Here is a 21,378-nt window from a genome sequence, read left to right on the forward strand (position 1 = left end):
GCATCCTCGACCGCTCAAAATGGGGTCGCCATGCCCGCAACTCAGCTCGCCCAACCACACCTCACGGATTCAGGTAGTTCTTTCGGTTTGAGGGAAGGAATATTTTTAGGCATGCATTAGCCTTAGTTCATACTCTTCTGAAACCGGCTCTTTCCCCTCGACTGTGAGGAATTCATGTAATTCCTTGATAGGAATTGGTGCATTAAAGATATCTGTATCCTTTTTATATTCCTCTTCAAAAGATTCTACGGCTCCTTTAAGTTTCTTTATTGCTGCGTCTTTAGTGTCGCCCTGTCCAACCAGCCCATTTTCGAGGCAAACTGCTACCCAATATGCTCCACTTTTTCTCAATACCATGGTATAAAAGCTCATAATATTTACCCTCTTTTTTCCATTGTTAACGGGGGCAATAGGCAAACACCACAAGGCCTCGAATCTCAACGTTGTATTATATCGCCTCCACGGCGGTGCGTGTCAAGGCACGTGTCGCACGAAGTCAAGCACATCCACATGGCTGCTCACATGGTTCTTGCCCCGCTTCCGTCCCCGCGCTATGTTTGCATCATAACTCCCAGGCGCTCCACCGTGGATACATTCACCAAAGGGCGCCGCGTGCGCGCCGCGTTTCCCTGTGGCGCCTGCAGGTCACGGGTCGATGGGGGTCGTAACCCAAATTGACATCCACAGATTACACAGATTGACACAGATTAAAAAATCGGTAGCGTCCTAAATTGGAGACGGGTGCAGATCTTTTGCTTCTTGTTCCCAAGCTCCAGCTTGGGAACAAGAAGCAAAGTTCAGACTTTAAACTGTAGACTCTAGTTTCTGAAGTCTAATGTCTGATGTCTGTCTTTAATGTCTGAAGTCTGAAGTCTGAAGTCTGAAGTCTGTCTTTAAAGTCTGTCTTTTGGCGGTTGACACGCCCCCATGAAGTCGTATCATGCCACGCATCTCTTTAGAGGACGCGCAGGAGGTCGAACCGGAATCGCAACCTCACGTCATGGAGTCGACCCGCCGGGGGGATCCGCAGAGGCTACCGGCGGGGCGATGAGCCCTGTAACCGAGTCGGCTGAGCTGTATCGGGCGGTTGGGGAAGTGCGACGCATCCTCAAGCCATGCGAGCAGGCCCGGCAGGTCAAATCCTCTCGCGAAAGGCGATCAAGACCACAGCACGTCTCGGGAACGACCCGCACAGGGCCGTTGTGCATCGGATGCCGTCATCAGTGGCGAGGTACCTTACGAAGTGAAGAGAAAAACCAGGCAGCAGCTTGACCTTCTGAAGCTCCTTGTCAAGAAGGAAATCATCCTGAGATACAAGAGGACTTATCTGGGCTTTCTTTGGTCGCTCCTGAATCCCTTGCTGACCGGATTCGTCCTCTTTATCGCCTTCAAGATATTCATGAGATTCGAGATGGAAGACTACACCCTTTTTCTGCTTTCCGCTCTCTTCCCCTGGACCTGGTTTTCCGTCTCCGTATCCATGTCCACAAACACATTGATCGGCAATATCTCCCTCATCAAAAAGGTGGTCTTCCCGAAACATTTCCTGCTGCTGGCCACCGTCATCGGACAGCTTGTCAACTTTATTTTCTCATTGCCCATATTGCTGGTGCTGGTCTACTCTTACGGAAAAGCCCCTACCTGGAACTGGCTTGTGGCGATGCCCTTGCTGATCGGGGTGCAATTTATCGTCTGCTACGGCCTTGCCCTTATGGTTTCGATGGTGAACGCCTTTTTCCGGGACATGGAGCACATCATAAACGTGCTTCTTAGTTTGCTTTTCTGGATGACGCCGATACTGTATCCCCTTGAGGCGGTGCCGGAAAGATACCGCGTCTATCTGTCACTCAACCCGGCAACCTATTTGATACAGAGCTGGCGGGATATCTTCTTCAGTAACAGCATCAACTGGGATTACATATTCATTTGCATCCTTACGGCGACGGTGGTCTTTCTTGCCGGGTCCCTGGTATTCAAAAGGCTCGATCGAAGGCTGGACGAGGTATTATAATTGATCAAGGCGGAAGATCTCTGGAAGAGCTTTCCTATCCAAAGAGACAGGCCCGGGTTCAAGGAATTCATGGTTCATGCCCCCCGGTTTTTCAGCCGCAAAAAGGACTGTTTTTGGGCGCTCAAGGGCGTAACCCTCGCGGTGGCCAAGGGGGAGTGTCTCGGCGTCATCGGCCGAAACGGGGCGGGAAAGAGCACGCTTTTGTCGCTCCTTCTTGGCGTGGCTCACCCTACAAAGGGCACCATCCAGGTGAGCGGCAAGAGGACGCCCCTTCTGGAACTGGGCGCAGGCTTTCATCCGGAACTCACCGGCCGGGAAAACATCATCATGAACGGCGTTCTCCTCGGCCATACGAAAGCCGAAATCCTCGACCGGATGGACGCCATCATCGCCTTTTCCGAATTGGGCGATTTCATCGATAGGCCCATCAGAGGCTATTCCAGCGGAATGCAGATGAGGCTCGGCTTTTCCGTCGCCATCCATACCGATCCGGAGATCTTGCTCATCGATGAGATACTGGCGGTGGGCGACGAGTCCTTCCAGAAAAAATCCGCCAAGGCCTTGATGGAACTCATCAAGGGCGGCGTTACGACCGTCTATGTTTCGCACAACATGGACGCCGTCAAAAGAATCTGCAACCGGGCGGTGTGGCTGGAAAACGGTGAGCTACGGGCCGACGGCGAGCCGGGAGGCGTCATCGAGGCATATCTCAAGTGCCAAAATGGGATGTGAGGTGGCCGGCCGGGGGGATTGCACAAAGCGGCTGTTTGAGATAGCCTTGCCTCTTTCGGGGATGGAGCGACCTCGATCGCCTTTAGGGGCAGATCTTTTGCTTCTTGTTCCCAAGCTGGAGCTTGGGAACACAACTGTGCAGAAGCTTCGGTGAGGCCGTTCCCAAGCTGGAGCTTGGGAACGAGGGGGAAAACCGGTCCACTCACCGGCAGGAGCCGGCTTGCCGGCGATTACGATTGCGGGCGGGACGCCCGCGCTCCCAGGGGCGGGCAAGGCGAAGAACGAGGAACGTCAGGGTCCGATTTTCATGAGCTTGTTTTCGACAGATCAAAGAACTGGAGATCTCTATTGTGAAGTATGTCCGTTTGTTGCTGGTTGCCTCCACTTTGGTCTTATACACGGATTTCGCTTGGGCTGCGATGGGGATTCTGGAAGCCTATCACATGGCGCAGGAAAATGACGCCGCCTTTGATTCCGCGCGTTATGAGTACCAAGCGGCCCAGACGATGCCGGCGCAGGGCCTTTCGTACCTTTTGCCTTCCGTCGAGGCTCATTACATGACGGGAAAGTACGACACCGACTCCCCTACTTCCGGGGACTACTCATCGAGTATGCGCGGCGTCACGTTGCGACAGCCTCTGTTGAGCCTCCCGAGAATCTTCGAATACACGCAACACCGGGTGCGGGCGGATCTCGGGAAGGCTAAATTCAACGCCGCTGAATCCGACCTGATCATCAGGACGGCGACGGTCTATTTCGATCTCCTGGCCGCCTGGGATCAACTGGAAATCGTGCTGGCGGAAAAAAAGGCGGTGGCGGAACAGCTGGAACAGGCCAAAAGGCTGTTCCATGCCGGGGCCGGCACCATTACCGATGTTCATGACGCCTTGGCCAGGTACAATGGGTTGCTCTCGGACGAGATCGAAGCGAGAAACAACATCAACGTCAATGTCAAGGCCTTCAAAAGGGTGACGGGCGCAGAACCCAAAGACCTCTGCCGCCTCAAAGAAACCATCCCCCTTTTCGTGCCGTCGCCGGATGACCTGGAGGGCTGGATTCAAATAGCAAAGGAAAACAATCCAACCATAAGGTACTACAACTACAATGTAAATTACTATAAGCAGGAACGCCGAAAAATGATCAGCGAGCATCTACCTGAGGTGAGTTTTGTCGCCGATCACCATACCTCAGACACCATAGAATACTACAAGACCGAAGAAGTCACTTACACCAGCGTCATGGCTCAGATAACCGTTCCCCTGTTCCAAGGCGGTTATACCCGAGCCAAGACAAAGGAGGCGACGGCGAAACTGGAACAGGCGAAGGCGGATCTTAACGATGTCTTGACGGAAAACGCTCAAAAGATCAGCGAAGCCTTCCTGGGCATCAAAAGCAATATGGCGATGATTCAGGCCCTGGAACTCGCCGTTGAGTCGGCCGAACTGTCGCTTCAGTCCAATGAGATGGGTCTCAAGGCAGGTATCCGGACCATTGTGGATGTCCTGGATGCCCAGAAGCAGCTCTACGACGAGAGAATGAGTCTCCTCAAAGCAAAATATGAATATATTATGAATCTATTGACCTTGAAATCGGAAGGGGGGGTCTTGACGGAAGAAGACTTGCTTACCATAAGCGACTGGCTTCAAACAACATAGGAAGGTTGCCGCATGTTCAATTCCATGAAACATTACATGACGACACGGGGACTCACGGAAAAGCGGGAGCTCCTACGAGTACTTCTGTCGTTTCGAAAGGCGTTTTTCGCCCTTGGGATTTTCAGCGCTATCGTCAATATCCTGCTTCTGGTTCCCGCGCTCTACATGCTGCAGGTCTATGACCGGGTCCTCATGAGTCGCAACCAGAACACGCTTCTCATGCTCACCATCCTGATGTTGATGATGTATCTGCTGGTCGGGCTCCTCGAGTGGTCGCGGTCTCAGGTCATGATACGCATGGGAAACGTGATGGATAACCGGTTGAGCGGCAGAGTCTTCGCCGCCACCTTCAGCAAGGTATTGGCTTTGGGCTCAGGCAACTCGTCGCAACCGTTTCATGATCTCACCAATGTGAGGCAATTCCTTACGAGCGCCGGTCTCTTCGCCTTTTTTGACGCACCCTGGACGCCGCTATACATCATCGCCATATTCATCATCCATCCCATGCTCGGGGTGTTTTCCATCGCGTGCGCCCTCTTCCTCCTAGGCATGGCGGTCCTGACCGAAGTGGGCAGCCGAAGCCCGCTTTCCGAGGCCAATCGAGTCTACAACACCGCCAGTTCGTTTGCCGGCGTAAACTTCAGAAACGCCGAAGCCATCGAGGCCATGGGGATGCTCCCCAATGTGAAAAGGCACTGGCTCCCAAGGCATGAGACCTTCTTGAAGCTTCAGCAGAAGGCAAGCGAAAGGGCGAGCCTGATTCATGCCGTCACCAAATTTTCCCGGTTGAGCTTCCAGAGCCTCATTCTCGGCGCAGGCGCCTACCTGGCCATAAAGGACATCATTACCCCGGGCGGGATGATCGCCGCCTCCATCATCATGGGCAGGGCCCTTTCCCCCATCGATATGGCTATTGGGACCTGGAAACAGTTTGTTTCCGCCAGGGGTTCGTACAAAAGGCTGGAGGAGCTCTTCAATCGGTTTCCGGAGCGCGAGACAGGGATGTCTCTTCCTCCGCCGCGGGGCATGGTCATCGTTTCCCATCTGACAGGGGGCGCTCCAGGAACCAACAAGCCGATTCTCAGGGATATCAACTTTCAGGCCAATGTGGGCGAAGTCACAGCCATTATAGGCCCGAGCGCCTCCGGAAAATCCACGCTTGCCAAGTATCTCGTGGGCGTGTGGCAACCCATGGCAGGGGTGGTGCGGCTCGACGGCGCCGAGATCTCCAAATGGAGCCGAGAAGAAATCGGGCCGTATATCGGCTATCTGCCTCAGGATATCGAGCTTCTCGACGGCACGGTGGCTCAGAATATCGCAAGGTTCGGCGAGGTGGATTCAGAAAAGGTCGTACAGGCCGCTAAAATCGCCGGTGTCCATGACATGATACTCCAGTTTCCCAATGGATACGATACTCAGATCGGTGAAGGAGGCAGTTTCCTCTCGGGAGGGCAGAGGCAGAGGATAGGCCTTGCGAGAGCCGTTTACGGAGACCCCGTATTGATCGTGCTCGATGAACCCAATTCCAATCTCGACGACGCGGGAGAAGTCGCCCTCGTTCAGGCGTTATATCGATTGAAGAGCGCGCAGAGGACCCTGTTTGTGATCACCCATAAGACCTCCATTCTTTCCATCGTGGATAAGATCCTACTTCTGACCAACGGAACGGTCGCTGCGTGGGGGCCGAGAAACGAGGTCCTGGCGGCTCTCCAGCGGGCGAAGGAGCAGGCGGCTGCGGCCGTGCCGCATCCTCCGAAGGTCGTGTTGAAAGGAGTGGCGCGATGAACGTACAAAACGATGCCACGGATCTCCCTCTTCACACCGACATCCGGCGAGTCATTGTCATCGCCTACTTGATCCTTTTCTTCGGCTTTGGATCGTTTCTTACCTGGGCCTTTGTGGCGCCTCTCGACGAAGGGATCGTCGCTCCGGGTGTGGTCACCGTCGAATCCAACCGGAAGACGATTCAGCATCGGCACGGAGGCATTGTGAAGGAGATCCTCGTTTCAGAAGGCGACAAGGTGAAGGCGGACCAGATCCTCGTGAGGCTCGACGACGTGGAACCCAAGGCGGAGCTTGCCGCCGTACGCAGCGAGTACCTTGCAGCCCTTGCCATCGAGGCGAGACTCCTTGCGGAAAGGGCCGGGGCCGACACCATCGCCTTTCCCGCGGCGCTCCTCGAGCGCCGAGACAGCCCCGATGTTTCCGAATTCATGCGCCGGCAGATCGATCTTTTCGAGGCAAGAAAGAGGGCGCTCGAAAACGAACAGGCGATTCTCAAGGAAAACATAAAAGGTCTGCAAGAATATATCATCGGGCTGGAAGAGTTGCAGAAGCATCAGTTGAAGCAGATAGACCTTCTCACCCAAGAGGTGGATCAACTTCGGGATCTGGCGACTGAGGGCTACTATCCCCGGAATAAGATCATTGAAATGGAAAGCACCATAGCTGAGCTCACCGGTCAAAGGAGCGAGGAGCTGGGAAACATCGCCAGGGCGAAAAAATCCGTAAGCGAATACAAAATGAGGGTCCTTCTTACCGAGCGGGAATTCATCAAAGAGGTGGAAGCGGAACTGAGCGACGTAGAAAAGAAGGTTTCCGCATTGGAAGAACAATATATCGCCGCTCGAGACGTGGTTGAAAGAACGGACATCCGCTCGCCTGTGGACGGCTTCGTTTTAGGGCTGAAGATCCATACCATCGGAGGCGTCATCATCGCGGGGCAGCCCATCATGGACATCGTGCCCGTGGGTTCGGAACTCATCGTCGAGGCGAAGGTGAACCCCCAGGATGTCGACAAGGTCCGGTATGGGCTCGAATCCGATCTGCGATTCACCAGCTTCGGCTTGAAGAAGACCCATGTCGTCCAAGGCGAGGTGATCCTCATCTCCGCCGACAGTATGGTGGACGAAAAGACCGGTATCCCCTACTACCTCTGCAAAGTGAGGCCGGAGGCGGAGGACCTGAAGTCCCTCACCGAGAAAGCAGGCGAAATTCAACCCGGCATGCCCGTTACCGTCATCATCCGCGCCGGCGAACGAACCTTCATGAATTATCTCATTCGCCCCCTCGTGGACCGCCTCGCCGCGTCTTTCAAGGAGGAGTAGACCTTAGACTTAAAAGACAGACCTTAGACTTTAGACTTTAGACTTAAAAGACAGACATCAGACATCAGACGGTAGACGCGATGGGGGGCGGATCTTTCCCCTCCCCTTGTGGGAGGGGATTAAGGGGAGGGGAATGTAACTGATTGACATACATTAATTTTCTCACCCTCACCCCAACCCTCTCCCATCAAGGGAGAGGGGGATTTTTTGACCTTGTTCCGAAGCTCCACCATCCACCTTGTTCCCAAGCTGGAGCTTGGGAACGAGGGGAACTTGAAACTTGAAACTTGAAACTTGAAACTTGAAACTTGAAACTTGAAACTTGAAACTTCAAAGATGAGAAGAGCGGCCGTATCAGTCGCGGCAAACATCGTAGAAGGTTCAGCCAGGAAGAACAGGAGCGAATATCTGCAGTTTCTGTATATATCTATATCATCGTTGGCTGAATTGAACTACTATATCACCTTCTCAAATGACTTAGGGTACCTAGACGCCAAGGCATACGATGAACTACGGACAAAAGGCCAGGAGACTTCCAGGACACTCCAAGGACTCATCTCCTACATCCAAAAGTCTAAAGTCTAGGGTGTATCTTCAATGTCTAATGTCTGAAGTCTAATGTCTGAAGTCTAATGTCTGAAGTCTAATGTCTGAAGTCTAATGTCTGAAGTCTAATGCTTGAAGTCTAATGCTTGAAGTCTAATGTCTGAAGTCTAATGTCTGAAGTCTAATGTCTGAAGTCTAATGTCTGAAGTCTAATGTCTGAAGTCTAATGTCTGAAGTCTAATGTCTGAAGTCTAATGTCTGAAGTCTAATGTCTGAAGTCTAATGCTTGAAGTCTAATGCTTGAAGTCTAATGCTTGAAGTCTAATGTCTGAAGTCTAATGTCTAAAGTCTAATGTCTAAAGTCTAATGTCTGAAGTCTAATGTCTGAAGTCTAATGTCTGAAGTCTAATGTCTAAAGTCTAATGTCTAAAGTCTAATGTCTAAAGTCTAACGTCTGAAGTCTAATGTCTAAAGTCTAATGTCTAAAGTCTAATGTCTGAAGTCTAATGTCTGAAGTCTAATGTCTGAAGTCTAAGGTCTAAGGTCTGAAGTCTAAGGTCTAATGTCTGAAGTCTAATGTCTGAAGTCTAATGTCTGAAGTCTAATGTCTGAAGTCTAATGTCTGAAGTCTAATGTCTAAAGTCTAAGGTCTGAAGTCTAAGGTCTAAGGTCTGAGGTCTAAGGTCTAAGGTCTAAGGTCTGTCTTTTATGTCTGATATCTGCCTTTCCAATCATGTGCCAGCACTTAACGGCGTCCGGGGGGTCGCTGTGGTGCTGGTGTTCCTGTTTCATGCCGGGGTGCCCGGTTTTACGGGCGCTTTTATCGGTGTAGACATCTTTTTCGTCCTCAGCGGCTTTCTGATCACCGCGCTGCTGCTTCAGGAGGAGGAGCGGCGCGGTACGGTGAGCCTGAAGAACTTCTACCTGCGGCGGGCGCTGCGGCTGCTTCCGGCACTTTTCCTGCTGCTCGCGGTTTATCTGGTCTACTACTTTTATGCGGCGCCCGATGCCGCCGAGCGGCGCCGCCATTTTGAAGACGCCCTCATGGTGCTCTTTTACGTGTCCAACTGGACCCGCGCCTTCGGCTGGGAACGCCCCTACAGCCTGGGCCACTGCTGGTCGCTTTCCGTCGAGGAGCAGTTTTACGCGGTCTGGCCGCTGGTGTTTCTGGGGCTGATGCGGTTGAGAGGGAACCTGCGGGCGCCGCTGATCGCGGTGCTTTTTTTGGGTAGCTGGGGCTGGCGGGTGTGGCTTCTGGAGGGAGGCGCCGGTTGGGACCGGGTTTACAACGGGTTCGATACGCGCGCGGACATGCTGCTCGCGGGCTGCCTGTTGGCTTTTCTGGTGCACGACGGAAGGCTCTCTTTTTGGTCCACGAGACGTCGGGCGGCTTGCCTGTCGAGCGCCGCGGCGGTGGCCGTTTTGGCCTTCCTCGCCGCGCACGGCCGCTGGCAGACGGCGCCGCTTTATAAGTGGCAGTATACTGTTTTGGCTCTTGCGGCGGCCGTTGTGATCCTGGATGTGGTCGCGCGCCCCGAGGGGCTTCTTTCGCGTTTTTTGAGCCTCCCGCCGCTTGTGTGGCTGGGGGGGATTTCCTACGGCATCTATCTTTGGCATTATCCCTTGCTGCATTACGTGGGAAGCCTGGGCTGGCGCGGGTGGCGCGCGACGGCCCTCACCGCGGCATTGAATTTGGGACTGGCTGTAGGGTCCTTCTATCTGGTGGAACGCAGGGCGCTGAGGCTCAAGCGGCGGTATCAGGCGTGGGCGCCCGCGTGCCCATCCCCGCCCGTCAGCCTCAACCGCAAAAAATCGCGTTACATTTCGGCGGAGGAGTCTAGATACTTGTTGACAACGCCTTTTCGCAAGGCTATCAAGGTCCAAATCCTGTACGAGGATAGGGGCGCGCGTCCCCGCCGGAACCGGGCAAACGGCGGGGGTCCATCGTAAAACGCCCAGCATTGAAGGGGCTTTCAGGGTACCGAGCAGGACAAGGAGGAGCGAGAGGGAAAAACTTTTTGGGGGTAACGTTTTTTTGTTTGTGGCGTGGCATCACGTTCGGTGCACAATCAATGGCTGGGCCAAACACCAAGTTCAGGGAGGAGAAAGATGGCACTACAAGGATTTGACGAAGCGTATTACCTCGAGGCAAAGTTGGCGGCTCTGCAGGCGGACCCGGAGTACGCTGACGAGTGGGCAAACAAGACCACCGACGATCTGGAAACGTTCATGGCGGATCTGGGCTTGACGCCGGAAACCCATTACAACCTTTACGGTTGGAAGGAAGGGCTCAACCCCAACGAATATTTCGACCAGAACGAATATAAGCTGGCCAAGGCCAAGCAGATGGTCGATGACGGCCTCTATGATTCGATGCAGGATGCCTTGGATGCCTTCGAGGAAGCCTGGGCCCAGGACCCTTACCAGCACTACCTGCAGTATGGCGCCGAAGAAGGGATCAATCCGTCCAACGACTTCGATGCCTCCGCGTATCTTGAAGCCAAGCTGGCCGATCTGCAGGCGGACCCGCAGTACGCCGAAGAGTGGGCGGGTAAGACCGTCGCCGACGTTCAGGCGGCTATCGAGGCTTCGGGCCTGACCCCCCTCACGCATTACCTTGCTTTCGGTAAAGACGAAGGTCTGACCGCGCCCGAAGTCCCCGTGGATGAGCAAGTCGATGAGTCGGACCTCTACGCGGGGGAGGCCTTCGAGCTCACTACGGATACGGACAACTACACCGGTACCGACCTCAACGATACCATCGAAGGCGTCTCCTCGGCACTCTCCTCGGCGCGCACCTTGAACCCCACCGACCAGATTGACGGCGCCGGCGGAGACGACACCCTGAAGGTGGACCTGCAGAGCAGCTTCACCGGCTTCACCGACGGCTACCTGAAGAATGTCGAAACCGTTGAACTCACCAACAGCGGCACCATCGGCCGTGATTTCTCCGCCAAGGGCGTTACAGGCGTTGAGAGCTACGTGCTCAACGGCGACGTAAGCCTCACCAACCTGGCTGCCACCGATGCTTCCATCACCCTGAACGGCCAGCAGGAAGACGTAGAGATCGGCTTTGCCGCCAAGGTGACCGATGGCACCACCGATGCCCTGACCCTGAATCTGAACGGCGTGGGCACGGCGGAGGATGCGGCTACCACCGCTACTGAACTGAAGCGTGTCGATCTCACCGCCGACGGCATCGAAACGCTGAACCTCGGCGTTTCCGGCACCAACGTCGTGGACGTTGACGCAGCTAACGCAAAGGCCGTCATCGCCACGGGCGAAGGCTTGCTGAATGCGACTTTCGATGAAAGCAGCGCCGTGAAGAGCGTTGACGCCTCCGGTGTGGCCGGCGGTGTTTCCGTCAATCTCAACGGCCTGGCCGCCGCTACCACCGTAAAGACCGGCGCGGGCAACGACACCATCACTGCCGCAACCGATGATCTGGCCGTCAATGCCGAGCTCGACGGCGGCGCCGGTACCGATCGTCTGGTCCTGAGCGGTGACGGAACCGCCCAGTACACCATGGGCAATATCGAGACCGTTGCCCTGGGAGCTTTGACTGGCGAATTGACCTTCTCCGCCAAGAACGCCTCCGGCATCGAAACCATCGAAGCCACCAGCGCTTTTGCGGACACTGACACTGCCAACTTTGCCAACCTGGGCAACATCGACCTGAACTTCGTGCTCGGGAAAGGCTCCGCTGGCGAGATCATCGCGGATAACGCAGGCGCGGCTACCGTGAACATCAGCGGGACATCCGATGGCGACCTCACCCTCACCAAGGCCACCGGCGTTACCCTGAACGTCGCCAAAGACGCCGTGTTCACCGGTGAAATCGAAGCACTGAAAGCCAGCTCGCTGGAAGCCACCATCGATGGCCAACTCGGTGACAACACCATTGACGATACCGCTGACGATGCCGCCTCGATCTACCTGGCCGAAGCCACGGGTGCCGTGTTCACTGCCACCAACACAAAGGCTGCTAACATCGTCGAGCTGGACGCCGGCAAGCTGATTGACTTGGACATTACCACCGCGGGCGATTTCACTTTCAGGGAAGGCAGTTTGGCCAGCCTGGAATCGCTGACCGTCGATACCGACGGTGACTTCTCCATGACCTACGACACCGTTGGTCCTCTCAGCGCCATCCACAGCATCGAGCTCTCCGGCACGGGCACCGCCACACTGCTGGACATTCTGGGTGATTTCGACCTGGAATACGGCATCACCGTTGACGCAAGCGGCCTTTCCAACAATGACGAGAACTCTGCTCTGAGGATCAATGCTATTATGGTCGGCGAAGGCCAGTCCATCGAGCTGAACGTCGCTGACGTGGCGGGTGATGTGGGGCTCTGGGGACATGCTTGGGTGGACAACACTGAAGAAGGAGCGCAAACCGGCTCCATCACCGTGGATGCCGACGGCACTCAAGGTGATGTGACTCTGGGTACCCTGTTCGCCAAGACCGTCACCGTGGATGCCGCCGGCGCGCTGGGTGAGGTTCATATCGGTTACGTCGTGGATAACTCCGACTTCGGCGGCATTTATGCAGAAACCGTCAACTTCACCGGCTCCGAGCTGAAGGCGAACACCGTGTATGTCACGGCTTCCAAGGCCGCGACCTTGACGGGCGGTATTGACGACGATACCTTCATGCTGGTCGCGGATAATGACATAGATACAACTTCCAAGTTCACCGTCACCGGCGGCCTGGGTGATGATCAATTCCTGATCGATTGGGTTGCTACTCTGAAAGGCAAGGCCATCGCGACCATTACCGACTTCGAGGAGGGTGATACCACCAACATCGCGGCTGAAACGCTTGGTGTCTTTGCAAATGCAGAGACAGCCCTGGGTGTGCTGCAAGACGCAGGGTTTGCTCCTGCTGACGCATCTGCCGAGGATATTGCATTCCTGGCGTTCACGGAGGGGGCGGAACCATACGCATACGATTCCAGCGTCTTCACCTACGACGGCAACACGTATGCCGTGGTAGGAGATACCAATACACAGAACGGGGACACCGGTGATGCGAGTTTCGACAACGGCGAAATCCTGATCCAGCTCCTTGGCGTTCAAGATGCTGATGCCATCAATCATGCCTTTGGTTTGGAAGTAACAGGGTAAAAGCAAAGGACAGAGGTCAGAGACCAGTCCCCAATTTCTCTGAAATCAGGGACTGCTGACCTTTCTTGAAACCGCAAGCGCAAGGCCCCATCCCTCCCAAGGGGTGGGGTCTTTTCTATGTTCTGAAAAAGCCCCGTACCCCGTAGGGCGCAATAAGCGAAGCGCATTGCGCCGTATGCAAAACAACCACGTCACCCATCCCATTCGGCGGATTACGCTCCGCTAATCCGCCCTACGTAGCTACGTACCCCGTACCCCGTACCCCGTAGGGCGCAATAAGCGAAGCGCATTGCGCCGTATGGAAAACGACCACGTAACACCCATCCCATTCGGCGGATTACGCTCCGCTAATCCGCCCTACGTAGCTACGTACCCCGTACCCCGTAGGGCGCAATAAGCGAAGCGCATTGCGCCGTATGGAAAACAACCACGTAACACCCACCCCATTCGGCGGATTACGCTCCGCTAATCCGCCCTACGTAGCTACGTACCCCGTACCCCGTAGGGCGCAATAAGCGAACCGCATTGCGCCGTATTTAATCCGGCCCACACCATGCCCAATTATCGACGCGCCTGGCATCCCGGCGGGACTTATTTCTTTACGGTCAACACGTTGCGCCGGCACGGTTGCACGCTCCTGACGGATCACATCGATTCGCTGCGCGCCGCCGTGCGCACGGTGCGACGTGCGCATCCCTTCGCCATTCACGGGTGGGTGGTGTTGCCGGATCACCTGCATGCCATCATCGAACTGCCGCCCGGCGACGCCGACTTCGCCACCCGTTGGCGGTTGATCAAGGCCGGTTTTTCCAAACGCCTGCCGCCAATAGAACGGCGTTCGGCGGTGCGTGTGGCCCGCGGAGAACGCGGCATCTGGCAAAGACGGTTCTGGGAACACCTGATTCGCGATGAACGCGATTTTGCTGCGCACATGGATTATGTGCACTTCAACCCGGTAAAACATGGCCTTGTCGCCAGGGTTGCCGACTGGCCTTATTCGACGTTTCATGCCTTGGTGGCCGATAGAGTTTATCCGGCCGATTGGGCAGGCAGGATGGCGGCCGATGGGGTAATCTGCCCTGACTGAATGCGAAATCCGGAATCCGGCGCAATGCGCTGCGCTTATTGCGCCCTACCCATCTATCCGCGTTGACGCATTAGATTCGGAATCCGGCGCAATACGCTTTGCTATTGCGCCCTACACACCTACCCGCGTTGACGCATTGGATTCGGACTCCGGCGCAATACGCCTTGCTATTGGGCCCTACCCATCTATCCACGCTCCCGCACCCCGTAGGGCGCAATAAGCGAAGCGCATTGCGCCGCATGGAACAACTAAAGGACACCCACTTACCTTTCCCATAAGAGATGTTGCACTAACTTTCTTTTACATGCACCAACTAAAGGACACCCACTTACTTGACCTCCGCCCACCCCTGCACTAGGCTCCTCTCATGACCATGCCTCGCTCCGCACTCGTCTCGCTCGCTGATACGCCGTGGTACCACGTGGTGTCCCGCTGCGTGCGCCGCGCCTTCCTGTGCGGCGTGGATGCCCATTCCGGCAAGAATTACGAGCACCGGCGCGGGTGGATCGAGGCGCGCATCATGGAGCTGGCTTCTATCTTCGCCATCGATGTGGCGGCCTGAGCGACGCCGACCACCTCATGCTGGCCAACGCCTTTGTAGCCGGCATGCCCCCTGTCCCCGAACCGCCGGTGAGCGTTTTCCAGCGCCCCCCGCGTGCCGGCCGCAAGCTGCGCATCGGCCTTTTGTCGGCGGACTTCAAGCAGCACCCCGTAGCCCAATTGATCATGGAAGTGCTGGAGCATATCGACCGCCGCGCTTTCGAACTCATCGGCTACGACGTGGCCGAGCCGCATGAGTCCTACTGGCGTCAGCGTATTCTCGCCGCCTTCGATGAAGTCGTTGCCGTGCGTGACCTTGACGAGAAAAGCTTCGTTGAGCGGCTGCGCCAGGATAAGCTGGACGTGCTGGTCGAAATGCAAGGGGACACCGCCGATACCCGGGTCTGGTGGCTGCGCCACCGGCTGGCTCCGGTCCAGATGAGCTGGCTCGGGTTCATCGGCAGTATCGGTGCAGGAATGACCGACTATATCATCGCCGATCGGCACCTGATCCCGGCGGATAGCCGCCAGCATTTCGCTGAAAAGGTCATCTGGCTGCCCGACTTCAGCTTCCCCGCCGACACCCAGCGGGAAGCACCGCCGCCACCGCCCCGCGTGGTGGAAGGCCTGCCTGACGATGCCGTGGTCTTCTGCTCCTTCAACGCCCACTACAAGATCACCCGTGCGACCTTTGAAGCCTGGCTGGCCATAGTTCAGCAGGTCGAAAAGGGGATCCTATGGCTCTACGATCAAAACCCCGATTCCACGGCGCGCCTGCGCCAGGCGGCCAAGGATCTCGGATTGGCCGAGGAGCGGCTGATCTTTGCCAAGCACAAGCCGCACATCGAGCACCTGGCGCGATTGCAATTGGCGGACGTGGCGCTGGACAGTTGGCCCTACAACTCAGGAGCGACCGCCATCGACACCCTCTGGTGCGGCGTGCCGCTGCTCACCAAGAGCGATGCCACCATGATGTCCCGCGTGGCCACCGGCATGCTCAAGACCTTGGGGCTGCCCGAACTCACCACCACCACCGTTGAGGAATTCATCCGCACCGGCGTCAGGCTGGGGCGGGATGCCGGGCTCCGCCGTGATATCAAAGAACGCCTGATCGCCGCCCGCGACCATTCCCCCTTGTACGACCCGCAACGCTTCGCTCGCCATTTGGAGAAGGCCTTTGACATGGCCTATGCCCGCTTCGAGCAGGGGCTGGCGCCGGACCACCTGGAAGTGCCGGCCCTGGAAAGCGCGCCTGCCCAGGACGAAGCCGCTGCAGCACGCTCCCTTCAGGTATTGCTCGAACGCGCGGACTATTATCTCCAGAAGGAGAAGCTGGACGAGGCCGAGCCACTATTCCGAGAAGCCCTTGCCAGGGATCCCGCATCACCCATGGCGCGCTACGGCCTCGGTATGATTCATGGTCTGCGGGGGCAATACGAACAGGCACTGGAGCTGATGCAGCAGGCCGCCCAGGCGGAACCCGACAATGCGCGTTTCAGCCGCCACCTCGAGATCATGCAGAAAAAGGCCCAGAAAAACCACCTGGCCGAGCTTCAGGCGCTGCTCAAAAAGGGCTTGACATCCCATCAGAAAGGCGACAAAGACGCCGCGGAAAGCTGCTACCGGGCCATACTCGAAACCTCACCACGCCATCCGATGGCGCTACACTACTTAGGCTTGATCGAGGTGCAGCGAGGAGACCCGGCAGGGCTCGAAAAGATACGGCGTTCTCTGGAAATCCAGCCGCATAACCCTACCTTTTTGCAAAATTTTGAAAAAGCCAAGAAGATCGTCCCTGATAACCAAGCCCAAGAAGGGTTCCGTGTGTATGAGTAAAAACTTATTGCATGTAGGTTGTGGGCCTGCTCATAAAGCTAATACTCGTCGAGGATTTAACACCCCTGAATGGGAGGAGACCCGTTTTGATATAAATCCTGCTGTGTCGCCTGACATAGTCGGTGATATGACAAACATGTCGAATGTGGATAGTGATTTATTCGACGCAGTATTTTCAAGCCACAATATTGAACATCTTTTTTACCACGAAGTAGCGGCTGCGCTTAGAGAGTTTTATCGTGTTCTGAATAAAGATGGCTTTGTATCATTCCTGAATCCGTGAGGTATGGTTGGGCGAGCTGAGTTGCGGGCATGGCGACCCCATTTTGAGCGGTCGACGATGCCCTGTTTCAGCCGGTTCCTCGAATCATCGACTCTCGAGTGACCGAAAAGCGCTCATGACGGTGCTCTTTCAGCTGTTTTCGGGCATACCTGACCCCCTTTCAATGTGAACATAGAAAAAATAGAATAGGTTCAGGCTCTTGGAACGACTGCCCTTTACCCTAACCTGGGCAAAATTTGAGATACACGCTCCGAAAGGCTTGAAAAGCGGGACAATGCCGACCGAACTGGAGCTTCAGCCGACGACCGCTTCGGATCACGCGCCCTGCCAGATAGATCAGCTCCTGGATCACGGTCTTCACGCGACGCCGCTTGGCCTGATGCCGTACAGGCGAAAAATCGGCCAGGAGCCCGTTTTGCCCCAGGATGCGCAAGAGGTTGTAAGCCAGTCCGCCCAGGGTCAACACCAGCGCATTGGTGGCAAACTTTCCGGAGGGCAATCGCTCCAAGTCCAAATCAGACTTGATCTCGCTGTGAAACTGCTCGCTCAGGCCCCGTTTCTCGTACAACCAGATCACCTCATCCTCGTGGACGCAAAGCGACGTCCACCAGCCCTCCAGCGTGATATCGGGCTGGATCAGCATTTGCCCCTTGGCATCCGAGATTCTCTCGGTAACCCGGATCACCAGCCGAAACCGATAGGTTCTTCCTCCATAGTGTCGCGTCACCCACGTGCTGAAGATCGCCACTTTCTTGCCGGGCCGGGGTCACTCACACGGCCTTCCCTGAAGGCCCGATCACGCCAGTAAAAGACGTTCGCCCTGCGTGGATTCCATCGGACGATGAAGCTCACATTGGGGTGTCGGCGAAGCTCCACAAGCGTTTCCAGAGCATCGTGAGCCGAGTCGGTTCGCACCAAGATAGGCTTGCGGGTGATCTTCCGGGCATACAGCAATGCCTTGCGCAAAAAGTCCACAAATCCGTTCTGGGAATGCTGAGACCCTGGCCGAAGCTCAATGCCCAGACACCATCCCTCCTCGCTGAGGTAGGCCCCGATGGGCGCGTACCCGTCGTAGTTCTGGTACGTCCGCGACACCCCTTCTTTCTTGGTGTCGGAATTGTCCAGGCAGAAGACATCCAGGTCCAAAGCCACATGCCCCCTGGGAAGAGCCGTTACGGGAACCTGGCTCCTCTTGAGCAGTTCGATGTTAGCGGCTTCCGCAAGCCGTTCGAAAGCTTTCGCTTGCCTGTCGAAGCGCTGTCGCAAGGTTTCCTGCGAAGGGACCTTCTGGATGTCCAGAGCCTCTTTGAACCAGTCATCGCCGGCGACCCCCTCAGCGGCTTCGAAGTCGCTCTTACCCAGACACAGAAGCCCCAGATAGGTCTTGACCACATCTGCATGAGAGATCATCGGCCGCCCTGGAACTTCCTTTTCCAACCGCTCGCACAGGTCCGTGTAGCCGTTGATCAGATTGCCCACAAGGACTAGGCCCGCGTGTTCGCTGTAGAAGGCTTTCGAAGATTGTTCAATTTCGATTCTCTTCATGGGTGCACCTGCCGGGTGAAGATTTGACAGGAGACCATATAGCATAAAAGCGGATGAAATTCAATAGGATATCTGCGATATGATAGTTTTATCTATAGACGTAATCTCACGGATTCAGGTCATTGTCCTGTCCTGATATCCAATCAGTAGCCCATTGGGTGGCTGAAGGAAAATTGTTGGAAACAGCTTATCAATCACCTGCCGGGCCGATCGCACCTATAGACATGATATATGGCCACCGCGCATCGATTGCGCGAGGCAACCATTTTATGGCTCATAAATGTGGGTTTACAATGGATTCATTGGTGCAAAGCTTTAAGCAGGCTGGATTCGAGACGGTAGGGGGGATAAGGCTCCAGAAGAGTTTCGAACTTCGCGTTATTGCAAGCAAGCGGCAACGCAGCAAAGACGAGATGATGGAATTAGCAAAAGAATATCTTTGATCCAGAACTGAAGGATGACTAGAGAAAACCCACTCCCCTCGTTCCCAAACTCCAGCTTGGGAACGCCCTGCCCGGGAAGCTCCAGCCCCGTAGGGCGCAATAAGCGAAGCGCATTGCGCCGTATGCAAAACAACCACGTCACCCACCCCATTCGGCGGATTACGCTCCGCTAATCCGCCCTACACCGGCTGCCCGCCCCGTACCCCGTAGGGCGCAATAAGCGAAGCGCATTGCGCCGTATCCAAAACAACCACGTCACACATCCCATTCGGCGGATTACGCTCCGCTAATCCGCCCTACACCGGCTGCCCGCCCCGTAGCCCCGTAGGGCGCAATAAGCGAAGCGCATTGCGCCGTATGCAAAACAACCACGTCACACATCCCATTCGGCGGATTACGCTCCGCTAATCCGCCCTACGCCGGCTGCCCGCCCCGTAGCCCCGTAGGGCGCAATAAGCGAAGCGCATTGCGCCGTATCCAAAACAACCACGTCACACATCCCATTCGGCGGATTACGCTCCGCTAATCCGCCCTACGCCGGCTGCCCGCCCCGTAGCCCCGTAGGGCGCAATAAGCGAAGCGCATTGCGCCGTATCCAAAACAACCACCTCACACATCCCATTCGGCGGATTACGCTCCGCTAATCCGCCCTACGCCGGCTGCCCGCCCCGTACCCCGTAGGGCGCAATAAGCGAAGCGCATTGCGCCGTATCCAAAACAACCACCTCACACATCCCATTCGGCGGATTACGCTCCGCTAATCCGCCCTACACCGGCTGCCCGCCCCGTACCCCGTAGGGCGCAATAAGCGAAGCGCATTGCGCCGTATCCAAAACAACCACGTAACACACATCCCATTCGGCGGATTACGCTCCGCTAATCCGCCCTACACCGGCTGCCCGCCCCGTACCCCGTAGGGCGCAATAAGCGAAGCGCATTGCGCCGTATCCAAAACAACCACGTCACACATCCCATTCGGCGGATTCCCCCTCTTTCCCAAGCTCTGGCTTGGGAACCGCCTAACCGAAGCTGGAGCTTCTGCTTCGTACTCCAATTCGGTCGATGCTTCACCGGAGCCGTGATCCACACCCTCGTCCTTTTGCCACGCAAATTCTCCGCCCTTCTCCAAATCCTCGGTCCCCGACTAACCGCCGACACACCTAACCCGTGGTACACCACCTCCCCATGGTGAGCCTCGGCACCCCTTCTGACATTCCTACACCCCCTACCACGGCTTGCTCTGCACTTGCGCCAGCATTATGTCGAATATCCAGCGTCGGCCACCGTTGTTTGACAACGACTTTTCGCAATGCTATGTAGGAGCGTGTCCGACAATGCCGATCTTGGCCGTTTTGGGTACGCTGATTGTGCGAAATTGCGTTGCCCCAAAGGGTTGATTCTGAGTTCTCGGAGACGCTCCTAGGTCTAAATTCTGTTCAGGGATAGGCGCGCGCGACCGCGCCGGAACCGGGCAAACGGCGGGGGCAAAGTAAAACGGCGAGCATTGATGAGACTTAAAGCGTACTGAGCAGCACAAGGAGGAGTAAGGCCTGAATCCGCGAGGTATGGTTGGGCGAGCTGAGTTGCGGCCATGGCGACCCCATTTTGATCGGTCGACGATGCCCTGTTTCAGCCGGTCCCTCGAATCATCGACTTTCGAGTGGCAGAAAAGAGCTCTGACGGTGCTCTTTCAGCTGTTTTCGGACATACCTCACCCCCGTTCAACGTGAACATAGATAGGTCCAGGCTCTTGCAACGACTCCCCTTTACCCTACCCTGGGCAAAATTTGAGATAGACGCTCCGAAACGGTTGAAAGGCGGCACAATGCCGACCGAACTGGAGCTTCAGCCGACGACCGCTTCGAATCACGCGCCCCGCCGGATAGATCAGTTCCTGGATCACGGTCTTCACCCGACGCCGCTTCGCCCGATTCGAGCTCAAACGGCCCTCCCTGAAGGCTCGATCACGCCAGGAAAGGACGTCCGGCGGATTCCATTGGATGATGAAGCTCACATTGGGGTGTCGGCGAAGCTCCACAAGCGTTTCCAGAGCATCGTGAGCCGAGTCCGTTCCCACCAAGAGGCGCTTGCGGGTGATCTTCCGAGCATGCACCAGCATCTTGCGCAAAAAGCCCACAAATCCGTTCTGGGAATGCTGAGACCCCGGGCGGAGCTCCATGCCCAGACACCATCGCTTCTGGCCGAGCTAGGCCCCGATGGGCGCATACCCGTCGTCGTTCTGGTACGTCCGCGACACCCCTTCTTTCCCGGAACTTCCTTTTCCAACCGTTCGCAGAGGTCCGTGGTGCCGTTGATCAGATTGCCCACGAGGACCAGACCCGCGTGTTCGCTGTAGAAGGCTTTCGCAGATTGTTCAATTTGGATTCTCTTCATGGGTGCACCTGGCGGGTGAAAGTTTGACAGGAGACCCTATAGCATAAAAGCGGATGAGATTCAATAAGA

Annotated in this window: 13 protein-coding genes and 3 pseudogenes; 13 read left to right on the plus strand and 3 right to left on the minus strand. The window is 55.9% G+C overall.

What is annotated here, in order from left to right; genetic code table 11:
- Positions 1 to 105 precede the first annotated feature (105 nt).
- Positions 106 to 372, minus strand: a complete 267-nt coding sequence (locus tag FDQ92_RS03530; protein ID WP_137423300.1) for a type II toxin-antitoxin system HicB family antitoxin — start codon at positions 370 to 372, stop codon at positions 106 to 108.
- 871 nt (positions 373 to 1,243) lie between these two features.
- Between FDQ92_RS03530 and FDQ92_RS03535 the strand changes: the two genes are divergently transcribed.
- From FDQ92_RS03535 to FDQ92_RS03590, 12 genes and pseudogenes are all read left to right on the plus strand, one after another.
- Positions 1,244 to 2,011: an ABC transporter permease gene (locus FDQ92_RS03535; protein WP_170180162.1), complete on the plus strand. Its 768-nt coding sequence runs from the start codon at positions 1,244 to 1,246 to the stop codon at positions 2,009 to 2,011.
- Positions 2,012 to 2,743, plus strand: coding sequence for an ABC transporter ATP-binding protein (locus FDQ92_RS03540; protein WP_137423302.1), 732 nt, complete (start codon positions 2,012 to 2,014; stop codon positions 2,741 to 2,743). It begins immediately after the preceding gene.
- A gap of 419 nt (positions 2,744 to 3,162) precedes the next feature.
- Positions 3,163 to 4,398, plus strand: a complete 1,236-nt coding sequence (locus FDQ92_RS03545) for a TolC family outer membrane protein (RefSeq protein ID WP_281276859.1) — start codon at positions 3,163 to 3,165, stop codon at positions 4,396 to 4,398.
- 12 nt (positions 4,399 to 4,410) lie between these two features.
- The gene (locus FDQ92_RS03550; protein WP_211341357.1) at positions 4,411 to 6,183 is read left to right on the plus strand and encodes a type I secretion system permease/ATPase; all 1,773 of its coding nucleotides are present in this window, start codon (positions 4,411 to 4,413) and stop codon (positions 6,181 to 6,183) included.
- Positions 6,180 to 7,505 (plus strand): HlyD family type I secretion periplasmic adaptor subunit, encoded by a 1,326-nt coding sequence (locus FDQ92_RS03555; RefSeq protein WP_137423304.1) that lies wholly within the window; start codon positions 6,180 to 6,182, stop codon positions 7,503 to 7,505. Before FDQ92_RS03550 ends, FDQ92_RS03555 begins: the two co-directional genes overlap by 4 nt.
- Before the next feature lie 336 nt (positions 7,506 to 7,841).
- Entirely contained in the window at positions 7,842 to 8,090 is a 249-nt protein-coding gene (locus FDQ92_RS16395; protein WP_425457267.1) for a four helix bundle protein, read from the plus strand.
- Positions 8,091 to 8,759: 669 nt separating this feature from the next.
- Complete coding sequence (locus tag FDQ92_RS03565) at positions 8,760 to 10,001, plus strand: acyltransferase family protein (RefSeq protein ID WP_137423306.1); 1,242 nt, start codon at positions 8,760 to 8,762, stop codon at positions 9,999 to 10,001.
- A 159-nt stretch (positions 10,002 to 10,160) separates the two neighbouring features.
- Positions 10,161 to 13,181 carry a beta strand repeat-containing protein gene (locus tag FDQ92_RS03570; protein WP_137423307.1) on the plus strand — a complete coding sequence of 1,007 codons (3,021 nt, stop codon included), beginning with the start codon at positions 10,161 to 10,163 and terminating at the stop codon, positions 13,179 to 13,181.
- A 553-nt stretch (positions 13,182 to 13,734) separates the two neighbouring features.
- Positions 13,735 to 14,268: an REP-associated tyrosine transposase gene (locus tag FDQ92_RS03575; RefSeq protein ID WP_137423308.1), complete on the plus strand. Its 534-nt coding sequence runs from the start codon at positions 13,735 to 13,737 to the stop codon at positions 14,266 to 14,268.
- 367 nt (positions 14,269 to 14,635) lie between these two features.
- Positions 14,636 to 14,827: pseudogene (locus FDQ92_RS03580) on the plus strand (transposase); the annotation flags it as partial.
- Positions 14,828 to 14,847: 20 nt separating this feature from the next.
- The gene (locus tag FDQ92_RS03585; RefSeq protein ID WP_137423310.1) at positions 14,848 to 16,644 is read left to right on the plus strand and encodes an O-linked N-acetylglucosamine transferase family protein; all 1,797 of its coding nucleotides are present in this window, start codon (positions 14,848 to 14,850) and stop codon (positions 16,642 to 16,644) included.
- Positions 16,637 to 16,927 (plus strand): class I SAM-dependent methyltransferase, encoded by a 291-nt coding sequence (locus tag FDQ92_RS03590; RefSeq protein WP_137423311.1) that lies wholly within the window; start codon positions 16,637 to 16,639, stop codon positions 16,925 to 16,927. Before FDQ92_RS03585 ends, FDQ92_RS03590 begins: the two co-directional genes overlap by 8 nt.
- Before the next feature lie 220 nt (positions 16,928 to 17,147).
- Here FDQ92_RS03590 and FDQ92_RS03595 read toward each other — a convergent pair.
- A pseudogene (locus FDQ92_RS03595) lies at positions 17,148 to 18,472 on the minus strand (IS1380 family transposase).
- Between the two features lie 176 nt (positions 18,473 to 18,648).
- Between FDQ92_RS03595 and FDQ92_RS03600 the strand changes: the two are divergent.
- Complete coding sequence (locus tag FDQ92_RS03600; RefSeq protein WP_137423312.1) at positions 18,649 to 18,915, plus strand: hypothetical protein; 267 nt, start codon at positions 18,649 to 18,651, stop codon at positions 18,913 to 18,915.
- Between the two features lie 1,771 nt (positions 18,916 to 20,686).
- Here FDQ92_RS03600 and FDQ92_RS16400 read toward each other — a convergent pair.
- Positions 20,687 to 20,842: pseudogene (locus FDQ92_RS16400) on the minus strand (IS1380 family transposase); the annotation flags it as partial.
- Between the last annotated feature and the right edge of the window lie 536 nt (positions 20,843 to 21,378).

The sequence above is a fragment of the Desulfoglaeba alkanexedens ALDC genome (assembly GCF_005377625.1).
Lineage (GTDB): Bacteria > Desulfobacterota > Syntrophobacteria > Syntrophobacterales > DSM-9756 > Desulfoglaeba > Desulfoglaeba alkanexedens.

Coding starts and splice junctions, on each gene's coding strand:
- FDQ92_RS16395 (WP_425457267.1), top strand. CDS start 7,842: ATGAGAAGAGCGGCCGTATCAGTCGCGGCAAACATCGTAGAAGGTTCA.
- FDQ92_RS03530 (WP_137423300.1), bottom strand. CDS start 372: ATGAGCTTTTATACCATGGTATTGAGAAAAAGTGGAGCATATTGGGTA.
- FDQ92_RS03545 (WP_281276859.1), top strand. CDS start 3,163: ATGGGGATTCTGGAAGCCTATCACATGGCGCAGGAAAATGACGCCGCC.
- FDQ92_RS03590 (WP_137423311.1), top strand. CDS start 16,637: ATGAGTAAAAACTTATTGCATGTAGGTTGTGGGCCTGCTCATAAAGCT.
- FDQ92_RS03575 (WP_137423308.1), top strand. CDS start 13,735: ATGCCCAATTATCGACGCGCCTGGCATCCCGGCGGGACTTATTTCTTT.
- FDQ92_RS03555 (WP_137423304.1), top strand. CDS start 6,180: ATGAACGTACAAAACGATGCCACGGATCTCCCTCTTCACACCGACATC.
- FDQ92_RS03585 (WP_137423310.1), top strand. CDS start 14,848: ATGCTGGCCAACGCCTTTGTAGCCGGCATGCCCCCTGTCCCCGAACCG.
- FDQ92_RS03570 (WP_137423307.1), top strand. CDS start 10,161: ATGGCACTACAAGGATTTGACGAAGCGTATTACCTCGAGGCAAAGTTG.
- FDQ92_RS03550 (WP_211341357.1), top strand. CDS start 4,411: ATGTTCAATTCCATGAAACATTACATGACGACACGGGGACTCACGGAA.
- FDQ92_RS03565 (WP_137423306.1), top strand. CDS start 8,760: ATGTCTGATATCTGCCTTTCCAATCATGTGCCAGCACTTAACGGCGTC.